Source organism: Streptomyces smyrnaeus (assembly GCF_017676345.1).
GTDB classification, from domain to species: Bacteria; Actinomycetota; Actinomycetes; order Streptomycetales; family Streptomycetaceae; genus Streptomyces; species Streptomyces smyrnaeus.
In genome coordinates this window covers 286,100-312,490 of the sequence record NZ_JAFFZM010000002.1, presented here as the reverse complement: position 1 = coordinate 312,490, position 26,391 = coordinate 286,100, and the positions used below count along the sequence as shown (strand labels likewise).

21 protein-coding genes, 1 tRNA gene and 3 pseudogenes are annotated in these 26,391 nt (G+C 69.7%); 6 read left to right on the top strand and 19 right to left on the bottom strand.

Features of this window, described 5'->3' with window-relative positions:
- The first annotated feature begins 448 nt into the window (after positions 1-448).
- Positions 449-1,693 (top strand): pyridoxal phosphate-dependent aminotransferase, encoded by a 1,245-nt coding sequence (locus JW613_RS04870; RefSeq protein WP_245225016.1) that lies wholly within the window; start codon positions 449-451, stop codon positions 1,691-1,693.
- A gap of 241 nt (positions 1,694-1,934) precedes the next feature.
- On the opposite strand, the gene JW613_RS04865 is transcribed toward JW613_RS04870, so the two are convergent.
- Both JW613_RS04865 and clpB read right to left on the bottom strand, forming a co-directional pair.
- Positions 1,935-2,465, bottom strand: coding sequence for a YbjN domain-containing protein (locus tag JW613_RS04865; protein ID WP_099883022.1), 531 nt, complete (start codon positions 2,463-2,465; stop codon positions 1,935-1,937).
- A 113-nt stretch (positions 2,466-2,578) separates the two neighbouring features.
- Positions 2,579-5,218: an ATP-dependent chaperone ClpB gene (gene clpB, locus JW613_RS04860; RefSeq protein WP_209209449.1), complete on the bottom strand. Its 2,640-nt coding sequence runs from the start codon at positions 5,216-5,218 to the stop codon at positions 2,579-2,581.
- A 227-nt stretch (positions 5,219-5,445) separates the two neighbouring features.
- Here clpB and JW613_RS04855 point away from each other — a divergent pair, with 227 nt between their 5' ends.
- A complete protein-coding gene (locus JW613_RS04855) occupies positions 5,446-6,354 on the top strand; it encodes a D-alanyl-D-alanine carboxypeptidase family protein (protein WP_209209448.1) in 909 nt (302 codons plus the stop codon).
- A 100-nt stretch (positions 6,355-6,454) separates the two neighbouring features.
- Here JW613_RS04855 and JW613_RS04850 read toward each other — a convergent pair whose 3' ends face one another.
- Genes JW613_RS04850 through dnaK form a run of 4 tightly spaced genes read right to left on the bottom strand, consistent with a single transcriptional unit; the run spans position 6,455 to position 10,762 of the window.
- Positions 6,455-6,925: a heat shock protein transcriptional repressor HspR gene (locus JW613_RS04850; RefSeq protein ID WP_099883019.1), complete on the bottom strand. Its 471-nt coding sequence runs from the start codon at positions 6,923-6,925 to the stop codon at positions 6,455-6,457.
- A 1-nt stretch (position 6,926) separates the two neighbouring features.
- Positions 6,927-8,117, bottom strand: coding sequence for a molecular chaperone DnaJ (gene dnaJ, locus JW613_RS04845; RefSeq protein WP_209209447.1), 1,191 nt, complete (start codon positions 8,115-8,117; stop codon positions 6,927-6,929).
- Between the two features lie 27 nt (positions 8,118-8,144).
- On the bottom strand, positions 8,145-8,888 hold the full coding sequence (grpE, locus tag JW613_RS04840) for a nucleotide exchange factor GrpE (RefSeq protein WP_099883017.1): 744 nt from the start codon (positions 8,886-8,888) through the stop codon (positions 8,145-8,147).
- The gene (gene dnaK / locus JW613_RS04835) at positions 8,885-10,762 is read right to left on the bottom strand and encodes a molecular chaperone DnaK (protein WP_209209446.1); all 1,878 of its coding nucleotides are present in this window, start codon (positions 10,760-10,762) and stop codon (positions 8,885-8,887) included. Before dnaK ends, grpE begins: the two co-directional genes overlap by 4 nt.
- Positions 10,763-11,033: 271 nt before the next feature.
- On the opposite strand from dnaK, the gene JW613_RS04830 reads away from it, so the two are divergent.
- From JW613_RS04830 to JW613_RS04820, 3 genes are all read left to right on the top strand, one after another.
- Positions 11,034-13,403: a (Fe-S)-binding protein gene (locus JW613_RS04830; RefSeq protein ID WP_209209445.1), complete on the top strand. Its 2,370-nt coding sequence runs from the start codon at positions 11,034-11,036 to the stop codon at positions 13,401-13,403.
- Positions 13,404-14,155: 752 nt separating this feature from the next.
- Positions 14,156-14,560: an ATP-binding protein gene (locus JW613_RS04825; protein ID WP_099883014.1), complete on the top strand. Its 405-nt coding sequence runs from the start codon at positions 14,156-14,158 to the stop codon at positions 14,558-14,560.
- Between the two features lie 159 nt (positions 14,561-14,719).
- Positions 14,720-15,706: a Yip1 family protein gene (locus JW613_RS04820; protein ID WP_209209444.1), complete on the top strand. Its 987-nt coding sequence runs from the start codon at positions 14,720-14,722 to the stop codon at positions 15,704-15,706.
- Between the two features lie 109 nt (positions 15,707-15,815).
- On the opposite strand, the gene JW613_RS04815 is transcribed toward JW613_RS04820, so the two are convergent.
- From JW613_RS04815 to dcd, 3 genes are all read right to left on the bottom strand, one after another.
- A complete protein-coding gene (locus JW613_RS04815; protein ID WP_245225097.1) occupies positions 15,816-17,381 on the bottom strand; it encodes a ricin-type beta-trefoil lectin domain protein in 1,566 nt (521 codons plus the stop codon).
- A gap of 216 nt (positions 17,382-17,597) precedes the next feature.
- Positions 17,598-18,095 (bottom strand): phosphoribosyltransferase, encoded by a 498-nt coding sequence (locus JW613_RS04810; protein ID WP_209209657.1) that lies wholly within the window; start codon positions 18,093-18,095, stop codon positions 17,598-17,600.
- A gap of 90 nt (positions 18,096-18,185) precedes the next feature.
- Positions 18,186-18,761, bottom strand: a complete 576-nt coding sequence (dcd, locus tag JW613_RS04805; protein ID WP_099883011.1) for a dCTP deaminase — start codon at positions 18,759-18,761, stop codon at positions 18,186-18,188.
- Positions 18,762-19,267: 506 nt separating this feature from the next.
- On the opposite strand from dcd, the gene JW613_RS04800 reads away from it, so the two are divergent.
- Positions 19,268-19,341: transfer RNA gene (locus JW613_RS04800), tRNA-Gly, on the top strand.
- A gap of 51 nt (positions 19,342-19,392) precedes the next feature.
- Here JW613_RS04800 and JW613_RS04795 read toward each other — a convergent pair.
- The 10 genes and pseudogenes from JW613_RS04795 to JW613_RS04750 all read right to left on the bottom strand — a co-directional run bounded on the left by JW613_RS04795 (position 19,393) and on the right by JW613_RS04750 (position 26,352).
- Positions 19,393-20,585 (bottom strand): annotated as a pseudogene (locus JW613_RS04795) (tyrosine-type recombinase/integrase).
- Positions 20,585-20,797, bottom strand: coding sequence for an excisionase family DNA-binding protein (locus JW613_RS04790; protein WP_209209443.1), 213 nt, complete (start codon positions 20,795-20,797; stop codon positions 20,585-20,587). The pseudogene JW613_RS04795 and the gene JW613_RS04790 overlap by 1 nt, the downstream one beginning before the upstream one ends.
- Entirely contained in the window at positions 20,794-22,104 is a 1,311-nt protein-coding gene (locus JW613_RS04785) for a replication initiator (protein WP_209209656.1), read from the bottom strand. The genes JW613_RS04790 and JW613_RS04785 overlap by 4 nt, the downstream gene beginning before the upstream one ends.
- A gap of 157 nt (positions 22,105-22,261) precedes the next feature.
- Positions 22,262-22,552, bottom strand: coding sequence for a hypothetical protein (locus JW613_RS04780; RefSeq protein WP_209209442.1), 291 nt, complete (start codon positions 22,550-22,552; stop codon positions 22,262-22,264).
- 14 nt (positions 22,553-22,566) lie between these two features.
- Positions 22,567-22,761, bottom strand: a complete 195-nt coding sequence (locus JW613_RS04775) for a hypothetical protein (protein WP_209209441.1) — start codon at positions 22,759-22,761, stop codon at positions 22,567-22,569.
- Positions 22,762-22,774: 13 nt separating this feature from the next.
- Positions 22,775-22,966: a mobile element transfer protein gene (locus JW613_RS04770; RefSeq protein ID WP_069990545.1), complete on the bottom strand. Its 192-nt coding sequence runs from the start codon at positions 22,964-22,966 to the stop codon at positions 22,775-22,777.
- Positions 22,967-22,985: 19 nt separating this feature from the next.
- Positions 22,986-23,594 (bottom strand): annotated as a pseudogene (locus tag JW613_RS04765) (DUF2637 domain-containing protein).
- 88 nt (positions 23,595-23,682) lie between these two features.
- Positions 23,683-25,009, bottom strand: a pseudogene (locus JW613_RS04760) (FtsK/SpoIIIE domain-containing protein).
- Positions 25,010-25,011: 2 nt separating this feature from the next.
- Positions 25,012-25,362, bottom strand: coding sequence for an SCO3933 family regulatory protein (locus JW613_RS04755; RefSeq protein ID WP_209209440.1), 351 nt, complete (start codon positions 25,360-25,362; stop codon positions 25,012-25,014).
- A 201-nt stretch (positions 25,363-25,563) separates the two neighbouring features.
- Positions 25,564-26,352 (bottom strand): GntR family transcriptional regulator, encoded by a 789-nt coding sequence (locus JW613_RS04750; protein ID WP_209209439.1) that lies wholly within the window; start codon positions 26,350-26,352, stop codon positions 25,564-25,566.
- Between the last annotated feature and the right edge of the window lie 39 nt (positions 26,353-26,391).

Below are 26,391 nucleotides of genomic sequence, written 5' to 3'. Positions count from 1 at the left end.
CCTTCCCGGCGCGGGCGCGGTCGCACACCCGACCGTGCGCACCGCGCACACCCCTCAACCGCCGCCACCACCACCCCCGCCACAGCCGCCGCCCCCGCCGCCGCCTCCGCCGCAGGAAGAGCCGGCACCACAGCCGCCACCGCTCCCCCCGGCGCAGGACGAGCCACCGCTGCCACCACCGGCCCACCAGGAGCCGCCCCCACGGCGGGGACGGGTGGACCGGCTGGGCCCCGCCGACTTGGCGAGAGCGGCGATGAACGCGAACACCGCCACCACGCCGATGAACACCAGAACTTGGGACATCTCGTTCCCCCTCGAGATCCTGGGACAGCAATGCGGCTGTCGTACAGCTGTGTTGCCGTCCGCGGCTGTAGGCGGCTCCTGCCCGGTCCCGTGGGGGCACAAAGCCGGGTTGAGGAAGATAAGAGCTTGCCGGAGGATGACGGCCATGACTGCTGGCCAAGCTGCTGTCCCGGGGACGCCGGGAGCCCGGGGTGCCTCCGGGACGGAGACCGGGCAAGGGCGTCCGCTGCTCAACCGCCGCCTCGCCGAGTTCGGCACCACGATCTTCGCCGAGATGTCCGCGCTCGCCGCCCGGACCGGCGCCATCAATCTGGGGCAGGGCTTCCCCGACACGGACGGCCCGGAGGAGATCCGGGAGGCCGCGGTGCGCGCCCTGCGGGACGGGCGCGGCAACCAGTACCCGCCGGGTCCGGGCATCCCCGAGCTGCGGGAGGCCGTGGCCGAGCACCAACTGCGCTTCTACGGCCTGCGGTACGACCCGGACACCGAGGTGCTGGTCACCGCCGGTGCCACCGAGGCCATCGCCGCCTCGCTGCTGGCCCTGGTCGAGCCCGGGGACGAGGTGATCGCGCTGGAGCCGTACTACGACTCGTACGCCGCCTCCGTCGCGATGGCGGGCGGCACCCGCGTGCCCGTCACCCTGCGCCCCCGCGACGGCGCCTACCACCTCGACCTGGACGAACTGCGCGACGCGGTCACCGACCGCACCCGGCTCATCCTCCTCAACACCCCGCACAACCCCACCGGCACCGTGCTGCGCCACGACGAGCTGGCCGCCGTCGCCGAACTGTGCGTGGAGCGCGATCTGCTCGCCGTCACCGACGAGGTCTACGAGCACCTGGTCTTCGACGGCGCGCACCACCCGCTGGCCGGCTTCCCCGGCATGCGCGAGCGCACGGTGAGCATCTCGTCGAGCGGCAAGACGTTCTCGCTGACGGGATGGAAGGTCGGCTGGGTCACCGGCACCCCAGCGCTGGTGACCGCGGTCCGCTCGGCCAAGCAGTATCTGACCTACGTCTCCGCCGGGCCCTTCCAGTACGCCGTCGCCGAGGCACTGGCGCTGCCCGACAGCTACTACACCGCGCTCCGGGAGGGCCTGCGCACCCGGCGGGACCTGCTGGCCGGCGGGCTGCGGGAGGCCGGTTTCAAGGTCTTCGACCCGGCGGGCACCTACTTCATCACCACCGACATCCGCCCGCTGGGCGCCGACGACGGCGTCGCCTTCTGCCTGGCCCTCCCCGAACGGGCCGGCGTCGTGGCCGTGCCCACCCAGGTCTTCTACGACCACGCAGCGGAAGGGGCACCGTACGTGCGCTTCGCGTTCTGCAAACAGGAGAGCGTGCTGGCCGACGCGGTGCGGCGGCTGCGCGGTGCGGCGGGCACCGGCTGACCCGCCGCCCCGCAGCGCTCGCGAGCTCCCCCGAGACCGCCCGCGACCCCCGTGCGCGGGACCCGCTCGTCCCCCGTGCTTCCCCCGGCCGCGGGTCCCGCGCTCTGCTGAGGAGTCTCCCGGCACGGGACGCTGCGCGGTACCTGACGGGTGTCAGGGGGCGCGCGGGCGGCTGCGGACAGCGCGAGGGGCCGGGCGCACCGGAAAGTGCGCCCGGCCCCTCGGGCGGGGTGCCGACGGCCTAGGCGCTGTCGCCGTCACCCTCGGAGGAGTCGATGTCCTTCTCCAGGCCGAACTGCTCCACCAGCCACTTGTCGAACTCGATGGAGGCCCGCACCCAGCTGACCGTGGACGAGACGAAGTGCTCCAGCGAGACACCCGTGCCGACGAGCATCTGCGCCTCGCCGATCAGACGGACACTGCCGTCGTCGTGGGTGTGGCTGTAGACCTTGGGCCACAGGGTGCGACGGTTCCAGTCGTCGATGGCCTCGAGGAGCTTGGGCTTGTCCTCGATGGTGTGCGGACGGTCGTAGAACGTACGGACCGAGAAGACCTGCTGCTCCGCCTCACCCCGGAACATGAAGTAGGTGCGGAACTCCTCCCACGGCGCCGCGAGGTCTCCCTCGTCGTCGACGACGTACTTCAGCTCCATCTGGTCCAGGAGCTGCTTGACGAGGTCCTGGTCGGGGATGATCGGTCCGGTGGGACCGGACTCCTCCGGCTCCTCGGGCTGGCCCCCGAAGTTCGGGATCGAGGACGGGTCGATGCTCACGTGGGTGTTCCCTTCATACGGCTCCGGCCATCCTCCCGCACCAGCCCCCCGCAATGACAACCCTGCGCCTCGCGAGTACCGGAGGGGCGCGTTTCGGCCCCTCCGGTGGCGGATCAGTCCGCCGCGGGCGCGCCCTGCGCCGAGCCCACCATCAGACCGTCCCAGCCCTCGACCCGGTCCACCCGAACGGTGTCACCGTCGCGGACCTCGCCGGCGAGGATCTCCCGCGCGAGCTGGTCGCCGATGGCGGTCTGCACCAGCCGGCGCAGCGGTCGCGCCCCGTAGGCCGGGTCGTTGCCCTCGACCGCCAGCCAGTCCAGCGCCTCGGGTGTGACATCCAGCTCCAGCCGCCGTTCGGCGAGCCGCGCCTGGAGCGCGTCCACCTGGAGCCGGGCGATCCGCCGCAGCTCGTCCCCGGCCAGCGCGGAGAAGACGACCAGGTCGTCCAGCCGGTTGAGGAACTCGGGGCGGAAGGCTGCCCGCACCGCGGCGAGCACCTGCTCGCGCTTCTCCTCCTCCTTCTCCAAGGGGTCCATCAGGAACTGGCTGCCCAGGTTGGAGGTGAGGATGAGGATGGTGTTGCGGAAGTCGACTGTGCGGCCCTGGCCGTCGGTGAGCCGGCCGTCGTCGAGGACCTGCAGCAGCACATCGAAGACCTCGTGGTGCGCCTTCTCCACCTCGTCCAGCAGGACGACGCTGTACGGGCGCCGCCGTACGGCCTCGGTGAGCTGGCCGCCCTCCTCGTAACCGACGTAGCCGGGCGGTGCGCCGACGAGTCGGGCCACGCTGTGCTTCTCGCCGTACTCGCTCATGTCGATGCGGACCATGGCCCGCTCGTCGTCGAACAGGAAGTCGGCCAGCGCCTTGGCCAGCTCCGTCTTACCGACACCGGTGGGGCCCAGGAACATGAAGGAGCCGGTGGGGCGGTCGGGATCGGCGATACCGGCCCGGCTGCGCCGCACCGCGTCGGAGACCGCCCGCACCGCCTCGGTCTGACCGATCAGCCGCTTACCGAGCTCCTCCTCCATCCGCAGCAGCTTCTGCGTCTCGCCCTCCAGCAGCCGGCCCGCCGGGATGCCGGTCCAGGAGGCGACGACATCGGCGATGTCGTCCGAGCCGACCTCCTCCTTGACCATCTTGTCGGCCTTGCCCGGCTGCCCCGCGGCAGCCTCCTTCTTGGCCTCTTCCTCCTCCTCGGTGGCGGCCGCGAGCTCCCGCTCGACGGCCGGGATCTCGCCGTACAGAAGCTTGGAGGCGGTGTCGAAGTCGCCGTCGCGCTGGGCGCGCTCCGCCTGGCCGCGCAGCTCGTCCAGCTTCTCCTTCAGCTCACCGACCCGGTTGAGGCCCTGCTTCTCCTTCTCCCAGCGTGCGGTCAGACCACGCAGCTCCTCCTCCTTGTCGGCCAGCTCGCGGCGCAGCCGCTCCAGCCGCTCCACGGAGGCCGGGTCGGTCTCCTTGTCCAGCGCCAGCTCCTCCATCCGGAGCCGGTCGACCGAGCGCTGCAGCTCGTCGATCTCGACCGGGGAGGAGTCGATCTCCATACGGAGCCGGGAGGCCGCCTCGTCCACCAGGTCGATGGCCTTGTCGGGCAGGAAGCGGGAGGTGATGTAGCGGTCCGAGAGCGCCGCGGCGGCCACCAGCGCGCTGTCGGAGATCTGCACCTTGTGGTGCGCCTCGTAGCGCCCCTTGAGCCCGCGCAGGATCGCGATGGAGTCCTCCACGGTGGGCTCGGCGACCAGCACCTGCTGGAAGCGGCGCTCCAGTGCCGCGTCCTTCTCGATCCGCTCGCGGTACTCGTCCAGCGTCGTGGCGCCGACCATCCGCAGCTCACCGCGGGCCAGCATCGGCTTGAGCATGTTGCCCGCGTCCATGGCGGAGTCGCCGCCCGCCCCGGCGCCGACGACGGTGTGCAGCTCGTCGATGAAGGTGATGATCTGCCCGTCGCTCTCCTTGATCTCGGAGAGCACCGTCTTGAGCCGTTCCTCGAACTCGCCGCGGTACTTGGCGCCCGCCACCATGGCGCCCAGATCGAGGGCGACCAGCCGCTTGTTGCGCAGCGACTCGGGCACATCGCCCTTCACCACACGCTGCGCCAGTCCCTCGACGACGGCCGTCTTGCCCACACCGGGCTCGCCGATGAGAACGGGGTTGTTCTTCGTACGACGGGAGAGCACCTGCACCACACGGCGGATCTCCTGGTCCCGGCCGATGACCGGGTCCAGCTTGCCGTCCCGGGCCGCGGCGGTCAGATCGGTGCCGAACTTCTCCAGGGCCTTGTAGGTGCCCTCCGGGTCCGGGTCGGTGATGCGCCTGCTGCCGCGCTGCGCGTTGAAGGCGTCCAGCAGCTTCTTCTCGTCGGCGCCCTGCTGCTTGAGCAGCTCACCGCTGGCTCCGCCCTTGGCGGCCAGCGCGATCAGCAGATGCTCGGTGGACACGAAGCTGTCGCCGAGGTCCTTGGCACGCTGTGCGGCGTCCGCGATGACGGCGAGCAGATCGCGGTCGGCCTGCGGCCGGCTGACGGTCTGGCCCTGCACCGTGGGAAGCGCCGCGAGCTGCCGCTCGGCGCCCGAGCGCAGCGCCGCCTGGTCGGCCTCGACGGCGGCGATCAGGTCCTGGATGTTCTCGTTGTCCTCGCCCGTGAGCAGGGCGAGGAGCAGATGGGCGGGGGTGATGTCGGGGTGGCCGTCGCTCACCGCGCGGTCGTTGGCCGCGCTGATGGCGTCCCGGCTCTTGTTGGTCAGCTCCGCGTCCACTTCTCCTGCGCTCCTCCTCCTGTGCTGTCTGCAGGCGCCCCGGGCACCTGGGTGCCCCAGCGGTGCCCGCGCCCCGGAAATGGCGCTTGCTACCTACAGCATGCAACAAGTTGAGTCTATTCCGCTCAACCCAAAAACGTCTACGATCCTTCTTAGTTCCCGGCCGCTTCCGGCCCCGGGTACCCGCCCAACGAGCCGCACCGCAGCGGCATTTGGAGCTGACAGAAGTGAAAATTGGCATTGCTGGCACCCACCGTGTCGCCACGGTGATGCTCACCTCCGGCGCCGTACTGACGACGGGCGCGCTGGCCGCCCCGGCCGCCACGGCGTCGCCGGCCACCGTCGCCGCCGCGAAGAAGCCGTCCATCACCGCCAAGGGCGGCTATGTGATGAACAGCGGCACAGGCAGGAGCCTCTACACCAAGGCCGCCGACACCCGGCGTTCCACCGGCTCCACCACCAAGATCATGACGGCCCGGGTGGTGCTGGCGCACAAGAACCTCAACCTCTCCCGCAAGGTCACCATCCGGAAGGCCTACAGCGACTACATCGTCCGCAACACCGCCTCCTCGGCACGACTGATCGTCGGCGACAAGGTCACCGTCCGCCAGCTGCTCTACGGTCTGATGCTGCCGTCGGGCTGCGACGCCGCCTACGCGCTCGCCGACACCTTCGGCAAGGGCAGCACCCGCAAGGCACGGGTGAAGTCCTTCATCGGCAAGATGAACTCCACCGCAAAGAGCCTCGGGCTGAAGAACACCCACTTCGACTCGTTCGACGGCATCGGCAAGGGCCGCAACTACTCCACCCCGCGCGACCTGACGAAGCTCACCCGCGACGCGATGCGCAATTCCACCTTCCGCTCGATCGTGAAGACCCGCTCCACCAAGCAGAAGACGGTCACCAAGAGCGGCGGCTACCGGTACATGAACTGGCGGAACACCAATCCGCTGCTGGGCAGCTACTCGGGCGCACTCGGCGTCAAGACCGGCTCGGGTCCCGAGGCCAAGTACTGCCTGGTGTTCGCCGCCAAGCGCGGCGGCAAAACGGTGATCGGCACCGTTTTGGCCTCATCCTCCGCGGCCAAACGCACGACCGACGCCAAGAAGCTTCTCTCTTACGGCTTCAATAAGTAAGCCTGTTGTGGGCAGCTGTTCCGCAGGGCGTGGGGGCACCTCGGGCGGACCGAGTGCCCGCAAGCGGGTGAAAGCTGCCCACAACCGGGGTTCCGGGGGGTTACTCCCTCGGTTTGGGGCGCCAGACGACCAGGGCGCTGGAGGAGCGCACATCCTCGTACGGCACCAGATCGCGCCGATACGAGGCATGCACCTGCGCCTCGCGCTGCTGCATCGCCGCCGCGGCGCCCTCGACCGCGGCGGACAGCTCGGCAACCCGCTGCTGCAGCGCCGCGACCTGGTTCTCCAGTTCGATGATGCGCTTGATCCCGGCGAGGTTGATGCCCTCGTCCTGGCTGAGCCGCTGCACCTCGCGCAACTGCTCGATGTCCCGCGCCGAGTAGCGGCGGCCCCGCCCGGGTGTGCGGTCGGGCGAGACCAGGCCCAGCCGGTCGTACTGCCGCAGGGTCTGCGGGTGCAGCCCCGAGAGCTGGGCGGCGACCGAGATGACGTAGACAGGAGATTCGTCCGTCAGCTCGTACGCCGCGGAGCGCCCAGCCGCGAATCGTCTGCGTCCGTCCCGGCCGTCCACCTCAGTCTCCCTTCGCTGCCTTGAACAACGCGGCCCGCGGATCCTCACCCGCCGTCGCGTCCCGGTAGGACTCCAGGGAGTCCTTCGCCTTGTCGTCCAAATTCTTGGGCACCGCGACCTCCACTGTCACCAGTAGGTCGCCACGGGTTCCGTCCTTGCGGACAGCCCCCTTGCCCCGGGCCCGCATGGTGCGCCCGGACGGCGTACCCGCCGGGACCTTGAGGGTGACGGGTGGACCGCCGAGCGTGGGGACCTTCACTTCACCACCGAGTGCGGCCTCGGGGAAGGTGACCGGCACGGTGACCGTGAGATTGTCACCCTTGCGCCCGAAGACCGGGTGCTTGTCGACGTGCACGACCACGTACAGATCACCGTTGGGTCCGCCCCGCTCGCCCGGGGCGCCCTTGCCGCGCAGCCGGATGCGCTGCCCGTCGGTGACGCCCGCGGGGATGCGGACCTGCATCGTGCGCGAACTGGTCGCCCGTCCGGAGCCCTTGCAGACCTCGCACGGGTCCTGTGCGATCAGACCGCGCCCCTTGCAGTCCACGCACGGGTCGGTCAGCGAGAAGCCGCCACCGGTGCCGCGCGAGACCTGCCCGGTGCCCACGCAGGTGGGGCACACCCGCGGGGTGCCGTTCTTGTCCCCCGTACCGGCGCACTCCTTGCACGCGGCGCTGGAGGACATCCGCAGCGGGACCGTGGCCCCGTCGACCGCCTCGGTGAAGCTGAGCGTCACCTCGGACTCGATGTCCTGACCGCGCCTGGGCTGGGTACGGGTCCCGGCGCCGCCGCGGTTGAACAGGCCGCCGAAGACGTCGCCCAGCCCGCCGCCGAAGCCGCCGGGCGAGCCGGCACCGCCGCCCTGGCCGCCGCCGAACAGGTCGCCCAGGTCGAAGTTGAACGTTCCGGCACCACCGGGCCCGCCCGGTCCGCCGCCGGGCCGGAAGCCTCCGTTGCCGAAGAGGGTGCGCGCCTCGTCGTACTCCTTGCGCCGCTTGGGGTCGCCGAGCACGTCGTACGCCTCGGAGGCGTCCTTGAAGCGCTCCTCGGCCTTGGGGTCACCGGCGTTGGCGTCGGGGTGGTTCTCCCGGGCCAGCTTGCGGTACGCCTTCTTGATCTCGGCTTCGGTTGCGTCCTTGGGGACGCCGAGGACCTTGTAGTAGTCCTTCTCGATGAAGTCCTTGGTACTCATCCTCGACGTCCCTCCTCCCGTACGCGGTCAGCCCTCGTCCGGGCCACCGTTCTCCTCTTCAGCCGCCGACGCCTCGGCACCGGCCTCACCCTTGCCGCCCGTACCGCCTGCGGCACCGGGCTGCGGCTCGGCGACCCCGACCCGTGCGGGACGGATGGTCCGCTCGCCGATTCGGTACCCGGGCTGGAGGATCTGCACGCACGTCGTCTCCGTGACATCCGGAGAGTAGGAGTGCATCAGCGCCTCGTGGACCGTCGGGTCGAAGGGCTCGCCCTCCTTGCCGAACTGCATCAGCCCCATCTTGGCCGCGACCATCTCCAGCGACTCGGCGACCGACTTGAAGCCGCCCACCAGCTCGCCGTGGTCCCGGGCCCGGCCGATGTCGTCCAGCACCGGCAGCAGCTCGGTGAGCAGGTTCGCGACGGCGATCTCCTTGACCGCCGCACGGTCCCGCTCGACCCGGCGGCGGTAGTTCTGGAACTCCGCCTGGAGCCGCTGCAGATCCTGGGTGCGCTCGTTGAGCGCCGTCCGCACGGCCTCCAGCTCGCCGCCCTGTCCGCCTTCGGCGGCCTCGCCCTGCTCCGGGCCGGCGCCTTCCGCTTCCTGCGTCTCCTGGGTGCTCACTTCGGCCTCACTGCGCTGCGCTTCCCCGGCCGGCGCCCCGGGCGCCGCCTCCTGCTCGGAGGCGGCGGCCCGGTCGGCATCGGTCAGCTCACCGGCGTCGGCGGGAACGTCAGGCTCCTTGCCGAAGCCCGCGGTCTCCTCCGTCACGCCGCACCGTCCTTCGGCTTCTGGTCCTCGTCGACGATCTCGGCGTCCACGACGTCGTCGTCGCCGGCGGCACCGCCCTCGGGCTTGCCCGCGCCCGCGCCTGCCGCGCCGGCACCGGCCTCGGCGCCGCCCTGGGCCTGCTGGGCCTCGGCGTAGAGGGCCTGGCCCAGCTTCTGGCTGGTGGCCGCGACCTTCTCGGAGGCCTCGCGGATCGCCGCGGTGTCGTCGCCCTTGAGCTTCTCCTTCAGGTCCTCGAGGGAGGTCTCGACCTCCGACTTGGTGTCGGCCGGGACCTTCTCCTCGTTGTCCTTGAGGAACTTCTCCGTGGTGTAGACCAGCTGCTCGGCCTGGTTCCGCGTCTCGGCGGCCTCACGGCGCTTGTGGTCCTCCTCGGCGTACTGCTCCGCCTCGCGCATCATGCGCTCGATGTCTTCCTTCGGAAGGCTGGAGCCGCCGGTGACCTGCATCTTCTGTTCCTTGCCTGTGCCCAGGTCCTTGGCGGAGACATGCATGATTCCGTTGGCGTCGATGTCGAAGGTGACCTCGATCTGCGGCACGTTGCGCGGCGCCGGGGGCAGACCCGTCAGCTCGAACATGCCGAGCTTCTTGTTGTACGCCGCGATCTCCCGCTCACCCTGGAAGACCTGGATCTGCACGGAGGGCTGGTTGTCCTCGGCCGTGGTGAAGGTCTCCGAGCGCTTGGTCGGGATCGTGGTGTTGCGCTCGATCAGCTTGGTCATGATGCCGCCCTTGGTCTCGATACCCAGGGACAGCGGAGTGACGTCCAGCAGCAGGACGTCCTTGACCTCACCCTTGAGCACACCCGCCTGCAGCGACGCACCGATGGCCACGACCTCGTCCGGGTTCACACCCTTGTTGGCGTCCTTGCCGCCGGTCAGCTCCTTGACCAGCTCGGCGACGGCCGGCATCCGGGTGGAGCCACCGACGAGCACCACGTGGTCGATCTCGGACAGCTGGATGCCCGCGTCCTTGATCACGTTGTGGAACGGCGTCTTGCAGCGCTCCAGCAGGTCCTGGGTGAGCTGCTGGAACTGCGCGCGGGTCAGCTTCTCGTCGAGGTGCAGCGGGCCCTCGGCGGAGGCGGTGATGTACGGCAGGTTGATCGTCGTCTCGGTGGACGAGGACAGCTCGATCTTCGCCTTCTCGGCCGCCTCGCGGAGGCGCTGGAGAGCCATCTTGTCCTTGGCCAGGTCCACGCCGTGGCCGGACTGGAACTGCTTGACCAGGTAGTCGACGATCCGCTGGTCCCAGTCGTCACCACCGAGGTGGTTGTCGCCGTTGGTCGCCTTGACCTCGACGACACCGTCGCCGATCTCCAGCAGCGAGACGTCGAAGGTACCGCCACCGAGGTCGAAGACCAGGATGGTCTGGTCCTCCTTCTCCAGCCCGTAGGCGAGGGCGGCGGCGGTCGGCTCGTTGACGATCCGCAGCACGTTCAGGCCCGCGATCTCGCCGGCCTCCTTGGTGGCCTGCCGCTCGGCGTCGTTGAAGTAGGCCGGCACGGTGATGACCGCGTCGGCGACCTTCTCGCCCAGGTACGACTCGGCGTCCCGCTTCAGCTTCTGCAGCACGAACGCGCTGATCTGCTGCGGGTTGAATTCCTTGTCGTCGATACCGATCTTCCAGTCGGTACCCATGTGCCGCTTGACCGACCGGATGGTCCGGTCGACGTTGGTGACCGCCTGGCGCTTGGCCACCTCGCCGACGAGGACTTCGCCGTTCTTCGCGAAGGCCACGACGGACGGCGTGGTCCTGGCGCCCTCGGCGTTGGTGATGACGGTGGGCTCACCGCCTTCGAGAACACTGACGACGGAGTTCGTCGTACCCAGGTCGATGCCGACCGCACGAGCCATTTCGGGTTCCTCCAGCTTGGTCTTGAGTGAAGCTGACTCAAGAGTGCACGACCGGGGAAATTGCGTCAAGAAGACTGAGTCAGGGGGACTCAAGGTGTGTGATTACAGTACGCGCATGGACGCCTGCGGCCGGACAGGGAGCCCTCTGCGGCGGGGGCGACGCAAATCACCGGGGCGCGCGGTACAGCCGACCGCGACAAGTGGGTAGTCTCGTACGGACTGGATAAGTTACTGCTTAGTAAACGCCGCCTCCGTGCTCCGAGGAGCCGCTATGCAACTCGCCGCGATCGTCGTCACGCTGCTGCTCACCGCGGTCGGCGTTGCGCTGTTCGCCCGCGCCATCGCGCAGATCTACCGCTTCGTCAAACTGGGACAGCCACTCCCGGCCGGCACGCGGAAGGACAGCCCGAAGCAGCGAACGGCCACCCTGGTCAAGGAGTTCCTCGGGCATACGAAGATGAACAAGTGGGGCGTCGTCGGCGTCGCCCACTGGTTCGTGGCGATCGGCTTCCTCACCCTGCCCCCGACGATCGTCAACGCCTACGGCCAGCTCTTCCAGGCCGACTGGACGCTGCCGGTCATCGGCGGCTGGCTGCCGTACGAGATGTACATCGAGTTCATCGGCCTCGCCACCACCGTCGGCATCGCCGTCCTCATGGTGATCCGGCTGCTGAGCCTGCCCTCCCGCGCGGGACGCAAGTCCCGCTTCGCCGGCTCCAAGGCATGGCAGGGCTACTTCGTCGAATACATCATCTTCGTCATCGGCCTCGCCATCCTGATGCTGCGCGGCCTCGAAGGCGCGCTCCACCACGTGGACAGCTACGACCCGGCCTACTTCGTCTCGTATCCGCTGGTCGCGGCATACAACGGGCTGGACGTCAGCACGCTGCAGAACCTCGTCTACTTCTGGGCGCTGATCAAGCTGGGCACCACCATGATCTGGATGATCACGGTCGGCCTGAACACCAACATGGGCGTGGCCTGGCACCGCTTCCTGGCCTTCTTCAACATCTGGTTCAAGCGGGACGCCAAGGGCGGCGCCGCGCTGGGCGAGCTCCAGCCGATGATGTCCGGCGGCAAGGTCATCGACTTCGAGACGGCCCTCGACGACGCCGACGGTGAGGACGCGGAGGAGGTCCGCTTCGGCGCCTCCCAGGTCGAGGACTTCTCCTGGAAGGGCATCCTCGACTTCTCCACCTGCACCGAGTGCGGTCGCTGCCAGTCGCAGTGCCCCGCCTGGAATACCGGCAAGCCGCTGTCGCCGAAGCTGCTGATCATGTCGCTGCGCGACCACGCCCACGCCAAGGCGCCCTATCTGCTGGCCGGCGGCGGCAAGACCATGGAGGGCGAGGAGAAGGCCACCGAGGAGCAGCTGAAGGACGTTCCGCGCAGCGCGCTGGACGAGGCCGAGCGCCCGCTGGTCGGCACCGCCGAGGACGGGCCGAACGGGCTGGGCGGCGTCATCGACCCGGACGTGCTGTGGTCCTGCACCACCTGCGGCGCCTGTGTGGAGCAGTGCCCCGTCGACATCGAGCACGTCGACCACATCGTCGACATGCGCCGCTACCAGGTCATGATCGAGAGCGCGTTCCCCTCCGAGGCCGGGACGATGCTCAAGAACCTGGAGAAGAAGGGCAACCCCTGGGGCCTGGCCAAGAAGCAGCGGCTGGAGTGGACCAAGGAGCTGCAGAAGGAGACCGGCTTCGAGGTGCCCATCGTCGGCAAGACGATCGAGGACCTCACCGAGGTCGAGTACCTGTACTGGGTCGGCTGCGCGGGCGCCCTGGAGGACCGCGCCAAGAAGACCACCAAGGCCTTCGCGGAGCTGCTGCACATCGCGGGCGTCAACTTCGCCATCATGGGCGGCGACGAGAAGTGCACCGGCGACTCGGCCCGCCGACTGGGCAACGAGTTCCTCTTCCAGCAGCTGGGCGAGGAGAACGTCGGCACGCTCAACGCGGCGTTCGGCGAGGACGACGACGATGACGCCACGAAGAAGCCGAAGTCCGCGAAGAAGATCGTCGCGACCTGCCCGCACTGCTTCAACACGCTCGCCAACGAGTACCCGCAGCTGGGCGGCCACTACGAGGTCATCCACCACACCCAGCTGCTGCAGCACCTCATCGACGAGGGCAAGCTGGTGCCGGTCACCCCGGTCGAGGGGCTGATCACCTACCACGACCCGTGCTACCTGGGCCGCCACAACAAGGTCTACACGCCGCCGCGCGAGATCATCGGCCGGGTGCCCGGACTGCGGAACGAGGAGATGCACCGGCACAAGGAGCGCGGCTTCTGCTGCGGCGCCGGCGGCGCCCGCATGTGGATGGAGGAGCGCATCGGCAAGCGGATCAACAACGAGCGCGTCGACGAGGCGCTGTCGCTCAACCCGGACATCGTCTCGACGGCCTGCCCGTTCTGCCTCGTCATGCTGACCGACTCGGTCAACGGCAAGAAGGCCGCTGCCGAAGGTGACTCCGCCACCGGCACCAAGCCGAAGGAGAACCTGCAGGTCGTGGACGTGGCCCAGCTGCTGCTGGACTCCGTGAAGACGCCCGGCGAGCCGCCGGCCTCGGACGGCGAGACGGAAAAGGACCCGGAACCGGAACCCGACCCGGAACCGGAACCACAGCCCGCGAAGTAGCCGACCGGCTTCCGCTCCGGCCCTCCGGTCCGCCCGTCCCGGCCGGGGGCGGGCCGGCCAGGGGGCGGCCGGGAAGGGTGCGCGGCCTGCCCCGTGGGGTGGGCCCGGCGCCGGACGGGACCCGGCCAGAGGGACGGCCCTGGCCCCACCCGGAGCCGGAGCCCGTGAAGTAGCCCCGGGCCCCCGGTCCGGCCCCGCCCCGTGGGGCGCAACCGGCCATGCCCCGGACGGGTGGCCACGGCCCGTGTGGCGAACCCGGCCCTGACCCCGCCCGGAGCCACGGCCCACGAATCAGCCACGGCCCCCCGGGCCCGGCCGGAGGGGCGGGCCCGGCGCGCGCTTCCCGGCCGTGGTCCGGAAGGGTGGTTTCGATCTGCCCGGTCCTGCCCGGTCCGGGCTTCCGGATGGCTTGATCCGAGTGCTTTCCAGCTTTCACGATGGCCGGTCCCGTGTGCGCGGGGCCGGCCATTGCGCGTTTTCCGGCAAGTCGTGGTCAAATGCGATCAGTTAAAGCACCACACGAGCCAAACCGTGGTCGCGGTATACCCATTGCAGCGTGCCGGGCCTAGCCTCCTAACCGCGCTCACGCACGCGGAGCGGAGCGGCTGGAAAGGCGAGGAGGAGCACCAGGTGGCGGACCGTGAGGCCCCGGGTCCTACGGCCCAGGACGGACCGGCCGAAAGCGACCGGCCCCCGGGCCCCGAGCCGAGTGCGGCCACCCGGAACCGGCCCACCGTCCGGGAGGGCGTCCCATGCTGACCCCCGAGCTGCTGTGCCGCCTCCGCTTCACCCTCCGCGACCTGCCCAGACTGCGCGCCGAGGTCGAGGCGCGGGCCGCCTCGGCCGGGTTGAACGAGCCGCGCAGGGGCGAGTTCGTCGTCGCGGTCGACGCCGTGGCCACCAACGCCGTCGAGCACGCGGGCGGCGGCGGCCAGCTGGTGCTGCGGCATCTCGGTGACGAGCTGGAGTGCCAGGTCGCCGACTCCGGCCCCGGCTTCACCGAGGACGTCATCCCCGAACTGCTGCCCGGCCTGGACGGTGCGACCAGCGGGCGCGGCCTGTGGCTGGCCAAGCTGGTGACCGACCGGCTCACCGTCGCCGACGCGGCCGGCCAGGGCTCCGTCGTCACCTTCGCCGTCCGCCTCCGGGGGGAGTGAGCCCTCCTCCTCGGTGAGGTCCGGGCAGTGCCGTCTCCACCCGAGGTGGGGGCCGCGCCATCGGTTTCCCCTAGGGGATGTCACAGGTCAGCAGCGATGTCCGGCCATCTCAGCCGGCTGTGGCGCGCCGGGGCCGCGGAACACGGTACGTTCGATCGCGTGGCTGGTTTCAGGAGCGGACGCGGCCGGGACTCCCGGGGCGCGCAGCAGCATGGGCAGTACCCTCAGCACCCGTCGGGTCCGCCGTACCCGCAGCCGGGCCCCGGAGCGGGCCCCGGCCCGTGGCAGGGCGGCGGTCCCGTGCAGGGCGGCGGTCCGGGGCACGGCGAACCGGAGTACTTCGGTGACCCGCAGCCGCGCTACGGGGCACCGCAGGGACCGGCACCGCACGGCGGGCAGCCCGGCGCCCCGCAGGGCTGGCACGGGCAGGACCCGTACGCCAACAACCCGGGCCACACCCAGTCGTTCAGCATCCACGATCCGTACGGCCCCGAGGGCGGTCCCGGTCCGTACGGGCCCGACGGCGGGCCCGGCCCGCAGGACGGCTACGGGTACACCGACGGCGCCATGTACCACGCGGGCGACGCGCCCGCGCCGCCGTCCGGTCCACGGCTGCACTGGAAGCAGCTGCTGAGCGGCGTCGTCCTGCGGCCGAACGCCACGTTCTGGCAGATGCGGGACTACGCGGTGTGGGGCCCCGCGCTGATCGTCGCGTTCATCTACGGGCTGCTCGCGGTCTTCGGCCTCGACCAGGCCCGCGAGGACGTCCTCAACACGACGCTCTCGCAGGCCGTCCCGTACGTACTGATCACCGGCGTCGCCGTGGTGATCGCCGGGCTGATCATGGGCGCCGTCACCCACACCCTGGCCCGCCAGTTCGGCGGCAACGGCTCCTGGCAGCCCACGGTCGGGCTCGCCATGTTGATCATGTCCCTGACGGACGCGCCGCGGTTGCTGTTCGCCCTCTTCCTGGGCGGGACCGCGCCTCTGGTGCAGATCATCGGGTGGGCGACCTGGGTGCTCGCCGGCGTCCTGTTCACCTCGATGGTCAGCCGCTCCCACGATCTGCCCTGGCAGAAGGCGCTGGGCGCCTCCGCCATCCAACTGCTGGCCCTGCTCTTCCTGATCAAACTGGGCACGCTGTAGGCGACCGGCTCGCCGGGTCACCGGCTCAACCGGTGGGCCGAGTCACCGGCTCAACCGGTCGGCCGGGTGACCGGGGCGGCCCAGGGCCGCCCCGGCGCAATCCGACTCCTCAGCCGGCGAACCGCTGCGCCGCCGACCCGTCGCACGCGGCCAGCTTCGCCCGTGCCTCGGCGCCGGGCAGCGTCACGCACAACCCCGTGTCCGAGGCCGGCCGAATGGTCGACCCGTCGCGTACGAACTGCTGCGCCGCGGCCCCGGAGCAGTTGCCGAGCTCCAGCCCGGCACCGTCCTTGACGCCGCCCTCACTCTGTACGCACCTGTCGTGCGTCTGCCCCGCGTAGAGGGCCTTGCCCTCCGCGTCGTACCACCACTGCTGGTTGCGCTTGTCCGCCCCGCAGGCCCAGCCCCGCACATCGGTACCGACGGCGCTGGCGGCGCCGTCCGCGTCCAGGCAGCTGCCGGTGCCCGCGTTGCGCAGCGGCTTGAAGACGTCGTCCCAGGCGAGCTGGTAGAGCTTCGGCTGACCGGCACCGACGGGGTCCGCACAGGAGGCTTCCCGTACGCCCTGCTGCCCGGCCTGGTACATCTTGGTGAAGCACGTGGCGAACGCGCCGTGGCCTCGTTCGTTCGGGTGGAAGGACTGCCGTACGGAGTTGGAGTCGGGCGGGAACGGATTGCTGAGGTCCACATACAGCCCGCGCGCCCAGGGGTTCTCCATGCACACCTCGTGCCCGTGGAAGAGGCGGGATGCGTCCAGATAGCTGACGCCGGTACGCGCTGCGGCCTGCCGGATGCCCTTCTCGAACTTCGACACCGCCGTGTTGCGGCCCCACGCGGCGTCACTGGTGTAACCGACACAGCCACCGATGAGCTTGCCGGGGAACTTGGGGTTGTCCTTGATGTCGGGGCCGATGGGGCTGGGGTAGGCCATCAGGACGAGCTGGTAGTCGCCGTCGGCGTAACCGGCGTCCCGCATCACCGTCCTGAGGTCGCCCACGGTGCGCTCCACCTTGGGCACGAGCCCGTCGATACGGGCCTGCCAGCCGGGGTCGTACTTCGGCTCGCACGGTCCCTGGAACGTCAGATAGCGGGTGACGCAGTCGGTCATCACCGGCCCGAACTGCAGATCGTCGTTGGCCCCGACGACGAGCATGATCTGCTTCAACCGCGTGTTGCGCGCCTTGATGGCGAGGCTGTCGCTCTGCACGAGTTCGTCGGCGTACTGCTTGGTGCCGCCGATCCGGATGTTCTCGGTGCTCGCGCCGGAGCAGGCGACGTTGTACGTCACATCCGCGGCCACACCCGTACGGTGGACAGCCGCATCGGGCGACCTGTGGCACCAGTTGTCCGGCCCGTCGGTGCCCGGCTCGTACGTGCCGACGCCCTCGCCGGAGATCTCGCTGTCACCGAGCGAGATGAGACTCGTCTTGCGGTCCGCCATGGGCCGCACATCGGGGCTGCCGTAGAGCTTGCGGGCCTCCTCGGCCCGGATCTTCTCCAGCTCCGGCGACAGCGGCGTACTCACACTGCCGCCCGCCCTCGCCCCGGCCCCGGCCTTCGTCCCGGCCCCGCTCCCGGGCACGGCCGCCGCCGCACCCGCACCCCCACACACCATGAGCAGAGCTGCCGCGAGCGCTGTCGCGGATCTCGTACGCGCCGTACGCGTACGCGCCATACGCGCCATCAGGTGGTCTCCCTACGGCCGGCAACGGTTGTTACCAGCGGTACCTACCCGCAGGTACCGGAGAAGGGAACCACCCGTGCGGGGATCGGGCGGCGAACGCCGCCCGGCGCTCAAACCTCGACACCCCAGCCACGTCACCGCGTTGACGCTCCCGGCCCCGCTCGCGGACCGGGCCCGTACCGCTCCGGGACCACCCGGAGACCACTCTCAGGCGTCGAGAACCTGACCCTCACGGCGGACAACAGGCGGCTCGACGGACCAAGGAAAGTTGATCCACCGGTCGGTCCGCTTCCAGACGTAGTCGCACTTCACCAGCGAGTGCGACTTCTCGTAGACCACCGCACTACGCGCCTCGGCCACATGCTCGGCGCAGAAGTCCTGCACCAGTTTCAGCGTCTTACCGGTGTCGGCGACATCGTCGGCGATGAGCACCTTCTTACGGCTCAGGTCGACGACATTGGGCACGGGAGGCAGCATCACCGGCATGGCGAGGGTCTCCCCCACGCCGGTGTAGAACTCCACATTCATCACATGCAGGTTCTTCACGTCGAGCGCGTAACCGAGCCCACCCGCCACGAAGAGGCCGCCCCGGGCGATCGAGAGGATGATGTCCGGCTCGTATCCGTCGTCGGCCACCCGCTGCGCCAGCTCCCGGATGGCCTGCCCGAAGAGGCTGTACGTCAGATTCTCGCGCTCGTCACTCACGTCACTCACCGGCAGCCCTCTTCGCTCTCTCTCATCTTTCTCTCCCGCCGCCCTCTCGTCCTCTCTCGCGCCGCTCAGCGGCTCCGCGGCTCAGACGTGGGTGCGGTGGAAGTTCTGGTACGAACGGGACGGCGTGGGCCCGCGCTGGTTCTGGTAGCGGGAGCCGTACTGCGCCGACCCGTACGGAAACTCCGCGGGGGACGTCAGCCGGAACATGCACAGCTGGCCGATCTTCATACCGGGCCACAGCTTCATGGGCAGCGTCGCGACGTTCGACAGTTCGAGAGTCACATGTCCGGAGAACCCCGGGTCGATGAAGCCGGCAGTCGAATGCGTCAGCAACCCCAGCCGCCCCAGCGAGCTCTTCCCCTCCAGCCGCGAGGCCACATCCTCCGGCAGCGAGACAACCTCGTACGTGGACGCCAGCACGAACTCCCCGGGGTGCAGGATGAACGGATCGTCGCCCTCGGCCTCGATCAGCCGCGTCAGATCCGCCTGCTCCACGGCGGGGTCGATGTGCGGGTACCGGTGGTTCTCGAACACCCGGAAATACCGGTCCAGCCGTACATCAATACTGGAAGGCTGCACCATGGCCGGATCGTAGGGATCGATCCGCACCCGACCGGCATCGATCTCGGCCCGGATGTCCTTGTCTGAGAGAAGCACGGGCCGAGACTACGCGCACGAAGCGGGGCCGGCCCAATCGGACCGGCCCCGCGACGATGAGGACTCCACGAAGGGACGCCCGGCGGATACGCCCGCTCACTCCCCGTCGATCAACCCTTCCGCTGCCGCCCCACGGGCACCGCCTGCCGCAGCCTGCCGCACCGGGGACAGCGCAACAGCCGCCCGGGCCCGATCCGGGAGGATCCGAGCTGCTGCATCGGGAACGTCGAGGTGCTGAACACGTGCCCCTCGGCACACCGGACGACGGTGGTTTCCATCGCTTCCCTCTCCCCAGTCACGTGGATGCGTGGACGACAAAAGCCACGTTAGGGGATGAGTCAGACGCCCCGACGCCCGGCACTCCGCCCCCACCGTACGCCCCCCAACTCGCTTGCCCGCCACCCCCGAACGCCCCCGGAAACAGCAAAAAGACCCAGGCCATATGCGGCCAGGGTCTCCCATGAGGTAGAGTGTCCGACGACGAGCCACCCCACCCTCGGCTCCTCGCGGGCGTAGTTTAATGGTAGAACATGAGCTTCCCAAGCTCAGAGCGCGGGTTCGATTCCCGTCGCCCGCTCCAATGTGAACCCCCAGGCCAGCGGCCCGGGGGTTGTTTGTTGTCTGGACCAGTTCAGGCACCTTGCACCAGATGCGCACCAGAAGGCGGCTCGCCGTCGTAGGTGCCGTCGTTGGCGTCTTTGCTGGTGGCCTTCTGCCGCTCGGCACGCACCAGCTTGTCCAGCCCGGCGGCGACCTCGGTCTGACGGTCGTCGTCGGAGTGCTGATAGATCAGCGCGGCCCGCTCGGACGACTGGCCGGCTCGGACCATCGTGTCCTTGAGGGTGGCCCCGGAACGAGTGGACAGGGTGTGCCCGGTGTGACGAAGGTCGTAGAACCGGAAGTCGTCCGGGAGCCCGGCCTTCTTCCGCGCCTTACGCCACTTCCGCCCGAAGGTGGAACGGCGGAACGCACCACCCCGCTCCCCCACGAACAGAAGCCCGTCTGGCTCCTTCTCGGCGAACCAGGCGAGATGCCGTTCGAGGTCCTTCTTCATGAAGCCGGGGAAGACGAGGAACCGCTTCCCGGCCTCTGACTTGGTCTCGCCGGGCGCACGGTGGCCGGTGCACAGCTCAGGCTCAGCGGTCCGAATCCAGACGCCGACCCGATCGAGGTCCACATCCGGACGGCGCAGTGCGGCCTGTTCCTCCGGCCGCGCCGGACCGTACGCGGCGATGTAGACCATGAGGCGCCAGCGCGGCCCCATGGCGTCCGCAATGGCGTCCACCTGGGCGACGGTGGCGACGCGCCGTTCGGCTGCCCTCTCCTTCCCCGCTCCCTTGATGCGGCACGGTTGCGGCGGATCAGTTCGTCATCGACGGCCGTCTCCATGATGGCCTTCAGCAGCCGGTAGGACTTGGCCACCGTGGTCTTGGCGCCGGTCGTCTTGAGCCGTTCCGTTCGCCAGGCGCGGACGCGGGGCGGGGTGATCTCGTCCAGGTCGTACGCCTCGAAGGTCGGGAGGAGGTGCAGGCGGAGCAGCCGCCGGTACAGCTCCTCAGTGGTGGGCGCGAGGTCCCTTTGGTCGAGCCATTCGAGGGCGTACTCCTCGAAGTTCACCGCCCCGGCGTCCGGGTCGCGCCAGTCGCCCCGAGTCAGGTCCGCTTCGATCTGCGAGAGCCAGATTTCCGCCTCCTTCTTCGTCGCGAAGGTCTGCGGTGCCCTGTGCTCCTGCCCGGACTGGTCCAGGTAGCTCGCGGTCCAGCGCCCCGACCGGTACTGACGGACGGCACCGAAGCGGCGACGAGAACCCTTCTTGTTCCCCATCAGGCAGCCTTCCGGTAGCGAGAACGTCGGGGACGGAGCGGCTGGACTGTGTGCGCTTCGATGTACGCGGCCAGCGCGCTCTCCGGGATGCGGACGTGACGGCCGACCTTGACGAAGGTGATGCGGCGTTCCGCGATGAGACGGCGCGGGAAGCGCGGTGTGGTGCCGAGGACTTCAGCGACCTGATCGACGCTGAGGTACCGGTCCGTCATCGGGCGTCGTCTCCTTCCAGAGTGTGGGTGTTGGAGGTGTCCGCGAGGGAGGCGGACAGCCATTGCTCGGTTGGGGTGAGGCCAGTTCCGGCGTAGATCCAGTGGGCGAGGACGAGCGTCGTCGTCTCGTCTGCGTCGTCCACAGGGTGTGGGTTGTCTCCGCGTGCGATGGCCGCTTGGAGGCGTTGCCACTCCGCGCGGGCGGTGCGGAGGGCGCCGAGGGTGGTGGAGTAGCGGCGGGTTTTGGTGGAGAAGTGGCCCCGGAAGCCGAGCATGTGTGCCCAGGCGCGTAGGCGGAGGTGTGCAAGGTGTTTGCGGGCGCCGAGGGCCCAGGCGGTGCGGATGAGGCGTTCGGCGTGCGGGGGCAGGTTGAGGGTTGCCAGCTCGGCGATGAAGCGCAGGCGGCGGTCCAGAGTGCCCGTCGCTGTCTCCGCGCCCTTGGTGGCGTACTTGGCGATGTAGGCAGCAACGGCGCGGTCAGTCAGGGTCTGGCCGCCGTCGAGGGCGGGGCCGTGGATGGTGCGGATGTCGAGCTGGCGGCCGAAGGCGAACGTGTGCGTGTGGCCGTCGAGGCTCGGACCGGGCACGACCGCCCGGGAGGCGGCGGCGCGGATGGCGTCGGTCAGCAGCTCGACGGACGCCCAGTGCGGGGGGCGGGACTCGCCACCGGCCGGGCCGTCGAGGCGGATGACGGCATGGAAGTGCACCACTCCGCGCTTCTGGTACTCCGCGACCTTCGCGAAGGACACCCGGGCACGCTCCGGCAGCTCCCGTTGGGTCAGGCCCGCGCGGCGTGCGATCTCGCGTCGGAGGTGGATCGTGAAGCGGCGCCAGAGCATGCCCGCGTGGGCGTTCCAGAGCACCGCGGATTCGTAGTCGTACCGTTCCGGGTCCAGCGGCGTACCCAGTGCCGAATCATCGGCGGCGTGGCGGCGTCCGCAGCGGCAGGGGCGGGTGCCGGGCCGGTTGTGGACCGGGCCGAAGCTCGGCGCCGTGAAGGTCGCGAAGACACGCGGATGCATCGTGACCTCTTCCGGAGTGCCTTTGCCGCCGCGCAGACCAGCGGTAATGAGGTGGAAGGTGTCGCGGCGGTATGTCTCGGCGCAGGCCGGGCAGCGAGTGTTACGGCGGTTGCCGCAGCGGACCAGGAGGTCACCGGCGGGCAGGTCGTTGGAGTTGAGGCGGCGCAGGGCGGGGCCGATTTCGCCGGTGGTGGTGTCTACTCGGTGTTGGGTGCGGTGGCCGGTCAGGCGGATGGGGTGGGTGCAGCCGCCCAGGCCGGAGAGCTGGCGGAGGATACCGGGCAGGGTGCCGGTTGCGGCGAGGTTTGCCAGCTCTGCGAGCGGGGCGGGGGTGGTGCGCGCGATGATGGTGCTTCTCCTTCTCTGACTTACGAGTGCGGGAAGGGGCCGGGCTGCCGGGGCGGTGGATGCTTGGCGGTATCGAGGCCGCCCCGGTGGCCACTCAGCGGTGGTGAACGCCGCCGCTGCGGGAGCCGAGGAGCGAGCGCAGGACCAGCGCGGCCACGGCAACGGAAACGGCTGTCACGGCGACAGCGGCCAAGAGCGCGACGACGACCACACCACCGACAACCACGGCCGCAACGGCCCCCGAGCTGACCGAGGGCAGCGAGCGCTGCGGCGGCGTGGTGACAGGTGCGGAGTGCTGGCAGTCGCAAGCAGGAACGTGCGCGTGCTGGGCAGTCGTCGGCAGGTTCGGGGTGGGTGTCTGGGGGAGCTGGGGGCGCAGGAACATCGATTGCTTTCCTTTCAGTCGTCGTTGCCGTTGACGGTCTCGACTCCGGTGCGGGTGCCGTTGTCGATGGCGGGGGCGAGGAAGGTGTCGGCGAGGTAGAAGCCGAACAGGGCGATCACGACGACGAGCCAGACGCGGACGCCGAGGAACTTCACGGCGCCCCACACCAGCAGGCCCAGAACGACGACCAGGGGCAGGTTCAAGGTCACGGGAAGCTCTCCTTCAGCGGACGGGGCAGCGGTGGGTGCGTGCGGCCAGCTCGGCGGCGGCGCGCGAGTCGTAGTCAGCGGAGAAGCCGCAGCGCGGGGCGGTACAGGCGGCGGTGTGTTTCTCCCGGCCACGGCCGTCGTTGGCGGTGCCGACCTGCACGGGGCCGATGCGGATCACGGAGCGGAAGCGGCGATTGAGCGGCATGGCGGGTTCTCCTGTTCGGTCAGGTGAGCTGGGCTGCGATCTGGTCGGCGAGGGGTTCAGGGACGCCGAGGCGAGCGCGGAGCGTGGCGGTGTCGATGGGGGTGCCGGTGCGCGACTGGTGGGCGTCGGCGATCTTGCGGGCGTGCTGGATGAGGGCAGCCGGTACCGGGGTGCGCGGCTCCGCGGGCGTCGTCTAGGCAGCAGAAGGCGATGACTCGACAGCGGGTTCGGCCTCGGGTTCGTCAGCTGTCTTCCGCGCCGGTGTCTCGTTGCTGTGGGCGAGGAGCGTTCCGCCGAGGAAGGCCAGCGCAGGCCAACCGGCGACGAGGATGCGCAGCCAGTCGGGAACGTCGCCCAGGTCGAGGAGTCCGGCCGTGGCGACGTTGGCGCCCAGGGAGGCGGCGAGGGCGACGAGGAACCAGCACCAGCCCGCAGCGCGGTCCCGCCCGGAGCGCAGCCGACGCCAGGCAGCGACCAACAGCAGATCGACCGAGACCGGGTAGGCCCACGCCTTCCAGCCGTCCTGTCCAGCGGCCGAGGCCAGGTCGTGCAGGTGGGCGAAGGACAGCGCGGCAGCGATGACGGCCTCCACGAGCACGGCGTCTACGCGGGAGAGTCGGGCGCGCATGGGTGGCACCTCCTTTCTGTTTTCGGCATGGGAGGGGTAGGGAGTTGGCGCGAGACGGACGCGCCGGCCGAATCGGAGAGCGGTGAGGTCAGGCGGTAGCGGTGGGCCGGAACGGCTTGAGCGCGGGCAGTTCGGGCACCAGGTGCGCGGTGCGCTCACAGCGAGCGGCAGCGTCGGCCAGGGAGAGATACGGGGTGCGGATGCGGAACCAGCCGCCGGAGGTGTCGCCGACGACGGCCAGCCCGGGGCGTTCGGGGGCGATTGTGCAGGCGGCGCCGACTGCTTCGGTGGCGATATCGCCGAGAGCCATCTTGGCCGAGGGTTCGTCGTTCACGCGGTGGCATACGCGGCCGGAGAGCTGGGCTCGCAACATCGTTGCGCCCTTGCCCAGTTCGGCCCCGAAGCGTTGCCCGCACACCTCCAGGTAGATCCCGGCGGCGCGGCCGAGCTGGGCGAGCCGGATGAGCTGGGTGACCATCTCGTCCCGACGTTCCTCATCCTTCCTGCTGGCGACGAGAAACAGTTCCGCGACCTCGTCGACGAACAGCACGATCGACACCGGCCGTTCGCTCTCGGGCAGGCCCCACACGTCCGAGGTGATCTCCTCGTTGGGCGTAGACGGGGCGATCCCCTGGCGAGCCCGGATGAGGTCGTATCGGTCCTCCATCTCCCGGACGAGGACGGGCAACAGTTCGGCAGCCTCAGCCGGTTCGGTCGCCAACGCGGACAGCCGAGGAGCGAAGGGCGCCAGCTCGACCCCCCGCTTGCAGTCGATACCGGCCAACGCGACCGGCATTCCGGCAAGGCCGGTGATCAGGTGCCGCAGGTACATCGACTTTCCCGACAGCGTGGCGCCGAGCACCAGTTCATGCGGAATGGCGCGGTAGTCGCGGACGAAGGCGGTTGCGTCCTCCCGCAGCGCCACCGGCACCCGCAGGAACCCACCGCCCGCCTTACGCGGCATCCGTGCGCGTCGCAGGACGTCGAAGCCGACCAGCCGCAACTCGACCACACCGGGCATGACCGGCTCGACATAGACGCCATGAACGCCCCAGGCATGCCGCAGCCGCTCAGCAGAGGCAGCTATGTCGGCCGGCTCCTGCCCCGGCGCGAGCCGCAGACGTATCCGCAGGCCGGTCGAGGTCGGCCGCAGCAGGCCCCGACGAGGAGGCACCGGCCGCACCTCACGACGAGTCGCAGCCCGCACAGCCAACGCCCGCAGACGGGAAGGCGGCACCGTCAGCCCGCACGAATCCATGACCGACCCGTACGAGCCCACCAGGCGTGCAGCCGAAGCAGGCATGCCCACCGTCGACCAGTAGGCGGCCGGGTGCCGGGCCCGGAGGTAGGCGGCACCGGCACCCAGACCGGCCGCGGGACCGCCCTACCTCCATCAGCGTCATCAGCTCGGACACGGTCAGGCCCCCACACCCGCCGGAACGGCACCCGGGGCGACGGCGGCGGCGCGGTAGGCGATGCCGTGCCGCTGCTGCCCGTTGAACACCGAGTCCCACGGCCGAGCCACCAGACCCGGCAGGGAGACCGGGGAACCGAGGGCGAGCCCGTCCGTCACGCCGCTCTCGGGAACGGTCACGTGGATCAGCGAGGACTCACCTTCATCGATGTAGACGACGCCGACCTTCATCAGCGTCTCGCCGCTCACTGCGTCCTTGGCGACTTCCCCGGTCTGCCGGTCCCGGACCTTGGGCGCGGGCGCCTCGGTCAGAAGGATGGTTGCGGAAGTGGTCTCAACTCGAATGGTGCGCAAGGTCGTTTCTCCTTGTCCGTACGCCGGAGCAATGAGAGCTAGTCGTCTAGACAAGGTCACGGATGGTTCGCCCCGGATGTGCTTGTTGGGATGCGGATACTCTGCCACACGTCTTGCCCACTCGTCTATATGAGTATGCCTCTCGGTGTGTACGAGTCCGCGAGAAACGACCCAGCGCCGTCATCACGGGCCCGACATGCCCTAGTTGGCGGGGAGTTGGTAGGCGAGGACGTAGGCGTCGGCGGCCATGACGGTGTCGCAGACCTCGACCGCGCGGCCCTCGGTGTCGTAGGCGGTGCGGATCAGGCTGATCACGGGGACGCCGGAGGAGAGGCGGAGCATCTTGACCTCGGCCGGGGAAGGCATCCGGGCGCGGACTTCTTCGTCGAAGTGGTCCAGGCGGTGCCCCAGCTCTGCCAGCCGGGCGTAGATGCCGCCGGGTCCGGGGTTGGGTTCGGCGATCTGCGTACCGCGCGCCAGGTCCAGGGGCAGGTACGAGACGGCGAACTCGACGGGCCGTCCGTCGAGGAGATAGCGGCGCCGCCGGGCGAGGACCTTGCGGGGCGAGCCGAGGCGCGCGGAGATGTCCGGTGCCGGCTTCTCCTCCCGTACCTCCAGGCTGTCGACCTCGGGCTTGCTTCCCGCGGCTTCCGCTTCGACGGTGAAGGCCGACTTGCCCTGATCGCGATGCCGCCGTGCGAACCGGTCCGAGGCAAGACGCCTAACCGGGGGCCGTGGTCGCACGAAGACGCCTTTACCGTGCTCGGAGGAGACCAGCCCCTCACTCTGGAGGATCGAGAGTGCGTTGCGCACGGTCATCCGGGAGACCCCGAAGTGCTCGACCAGCTCCGCTTCGGACGGCAGCTTGGCGCCCTCCTTGAAGCGCCCCTTGTCGATGGCTTCCCGGATCTGGTCGGCGATCTGCCGGAAGACGGCGCGATCACTGGTCGGGTCGAGCGCCCCGAGAACACCGGAGGACAGTGCAGCCATAACGGGTACTCCTTTGAATATCTAGACGAGCTACTGAGT

Bases quoted from the DNA above. Each gene is read 5' to 3' on its own strand.
- JW613_RS04815 (WP_245225097.1), bottom strand. From the start codon at position 17,381: ATGGCGCGTACGCGTACGGCGCGTACGAGATCCGCGACAGCGCTCGCG.
- JW613_RS04870 (WP_245225016.1), top strand. From the start codon at position 449: ATGACTGCTGGCCAAGCTGCTGTCCCGGGGACGCCGGGAGCCCGGGGT.
- JW613_RS04790 (WP_209209443.1), bottom strand. From the start codon at position 20,797: ATGACGGACCGGTACCTCAGCGTCGATCAGGTCGCTGAAGTCCTCGGC.
- JW613_RS04825 (WP_099883014.1), top strand. From the start codon at position 14,156: ATGCTGACCCCCGAGCTGCTGTGCCGCCTCCGCTTCACCCTCCGCGAC.
- JW613_RS04780 (WP_209209442.1), bottom strand. From the start codon at position 22,552: ATGTTCCTGCGCCCCCAGCTCCCCCAGACACCCACCCCGAACCTGCCG.
- JW613_RS04830 (WP_209209445.1), top strand. From the start codon at position 11,034: ATGCAACTCGCCGCGATCGTCGTCACGCTGCTGCTCACCGCGGTCGGC.
- dnaK (WP_209209446.1), bottom strand. From the start codon at position 10,762: ATGGCTCGTGCGGTCGGCATCGACCTGGGTACGACGAACTCCGTCGTC.
- JW613_RS04750 (WP_209209439.1), bottom strand. From the start codon at position 26,352: ATGGCTGCACTGTCCTCCGGTGTTCTCGGGGCGCTCGACCCGACCAGT.
- JW613_RS04770 (WP_069990545.1), bottom strand. From the start codon at position 22,966: ATGCCGCTCAATCGCCGCTTCCGCTCCGTGATCCGCATCGGCCCCGTG.
- dnaJ (WP_209209447.1), bottom strand. From the start codon at position 8,117: ATGAGTACCAAGGACTTCATCGAGAAGGACTACTACAAGGTCCTCGGC.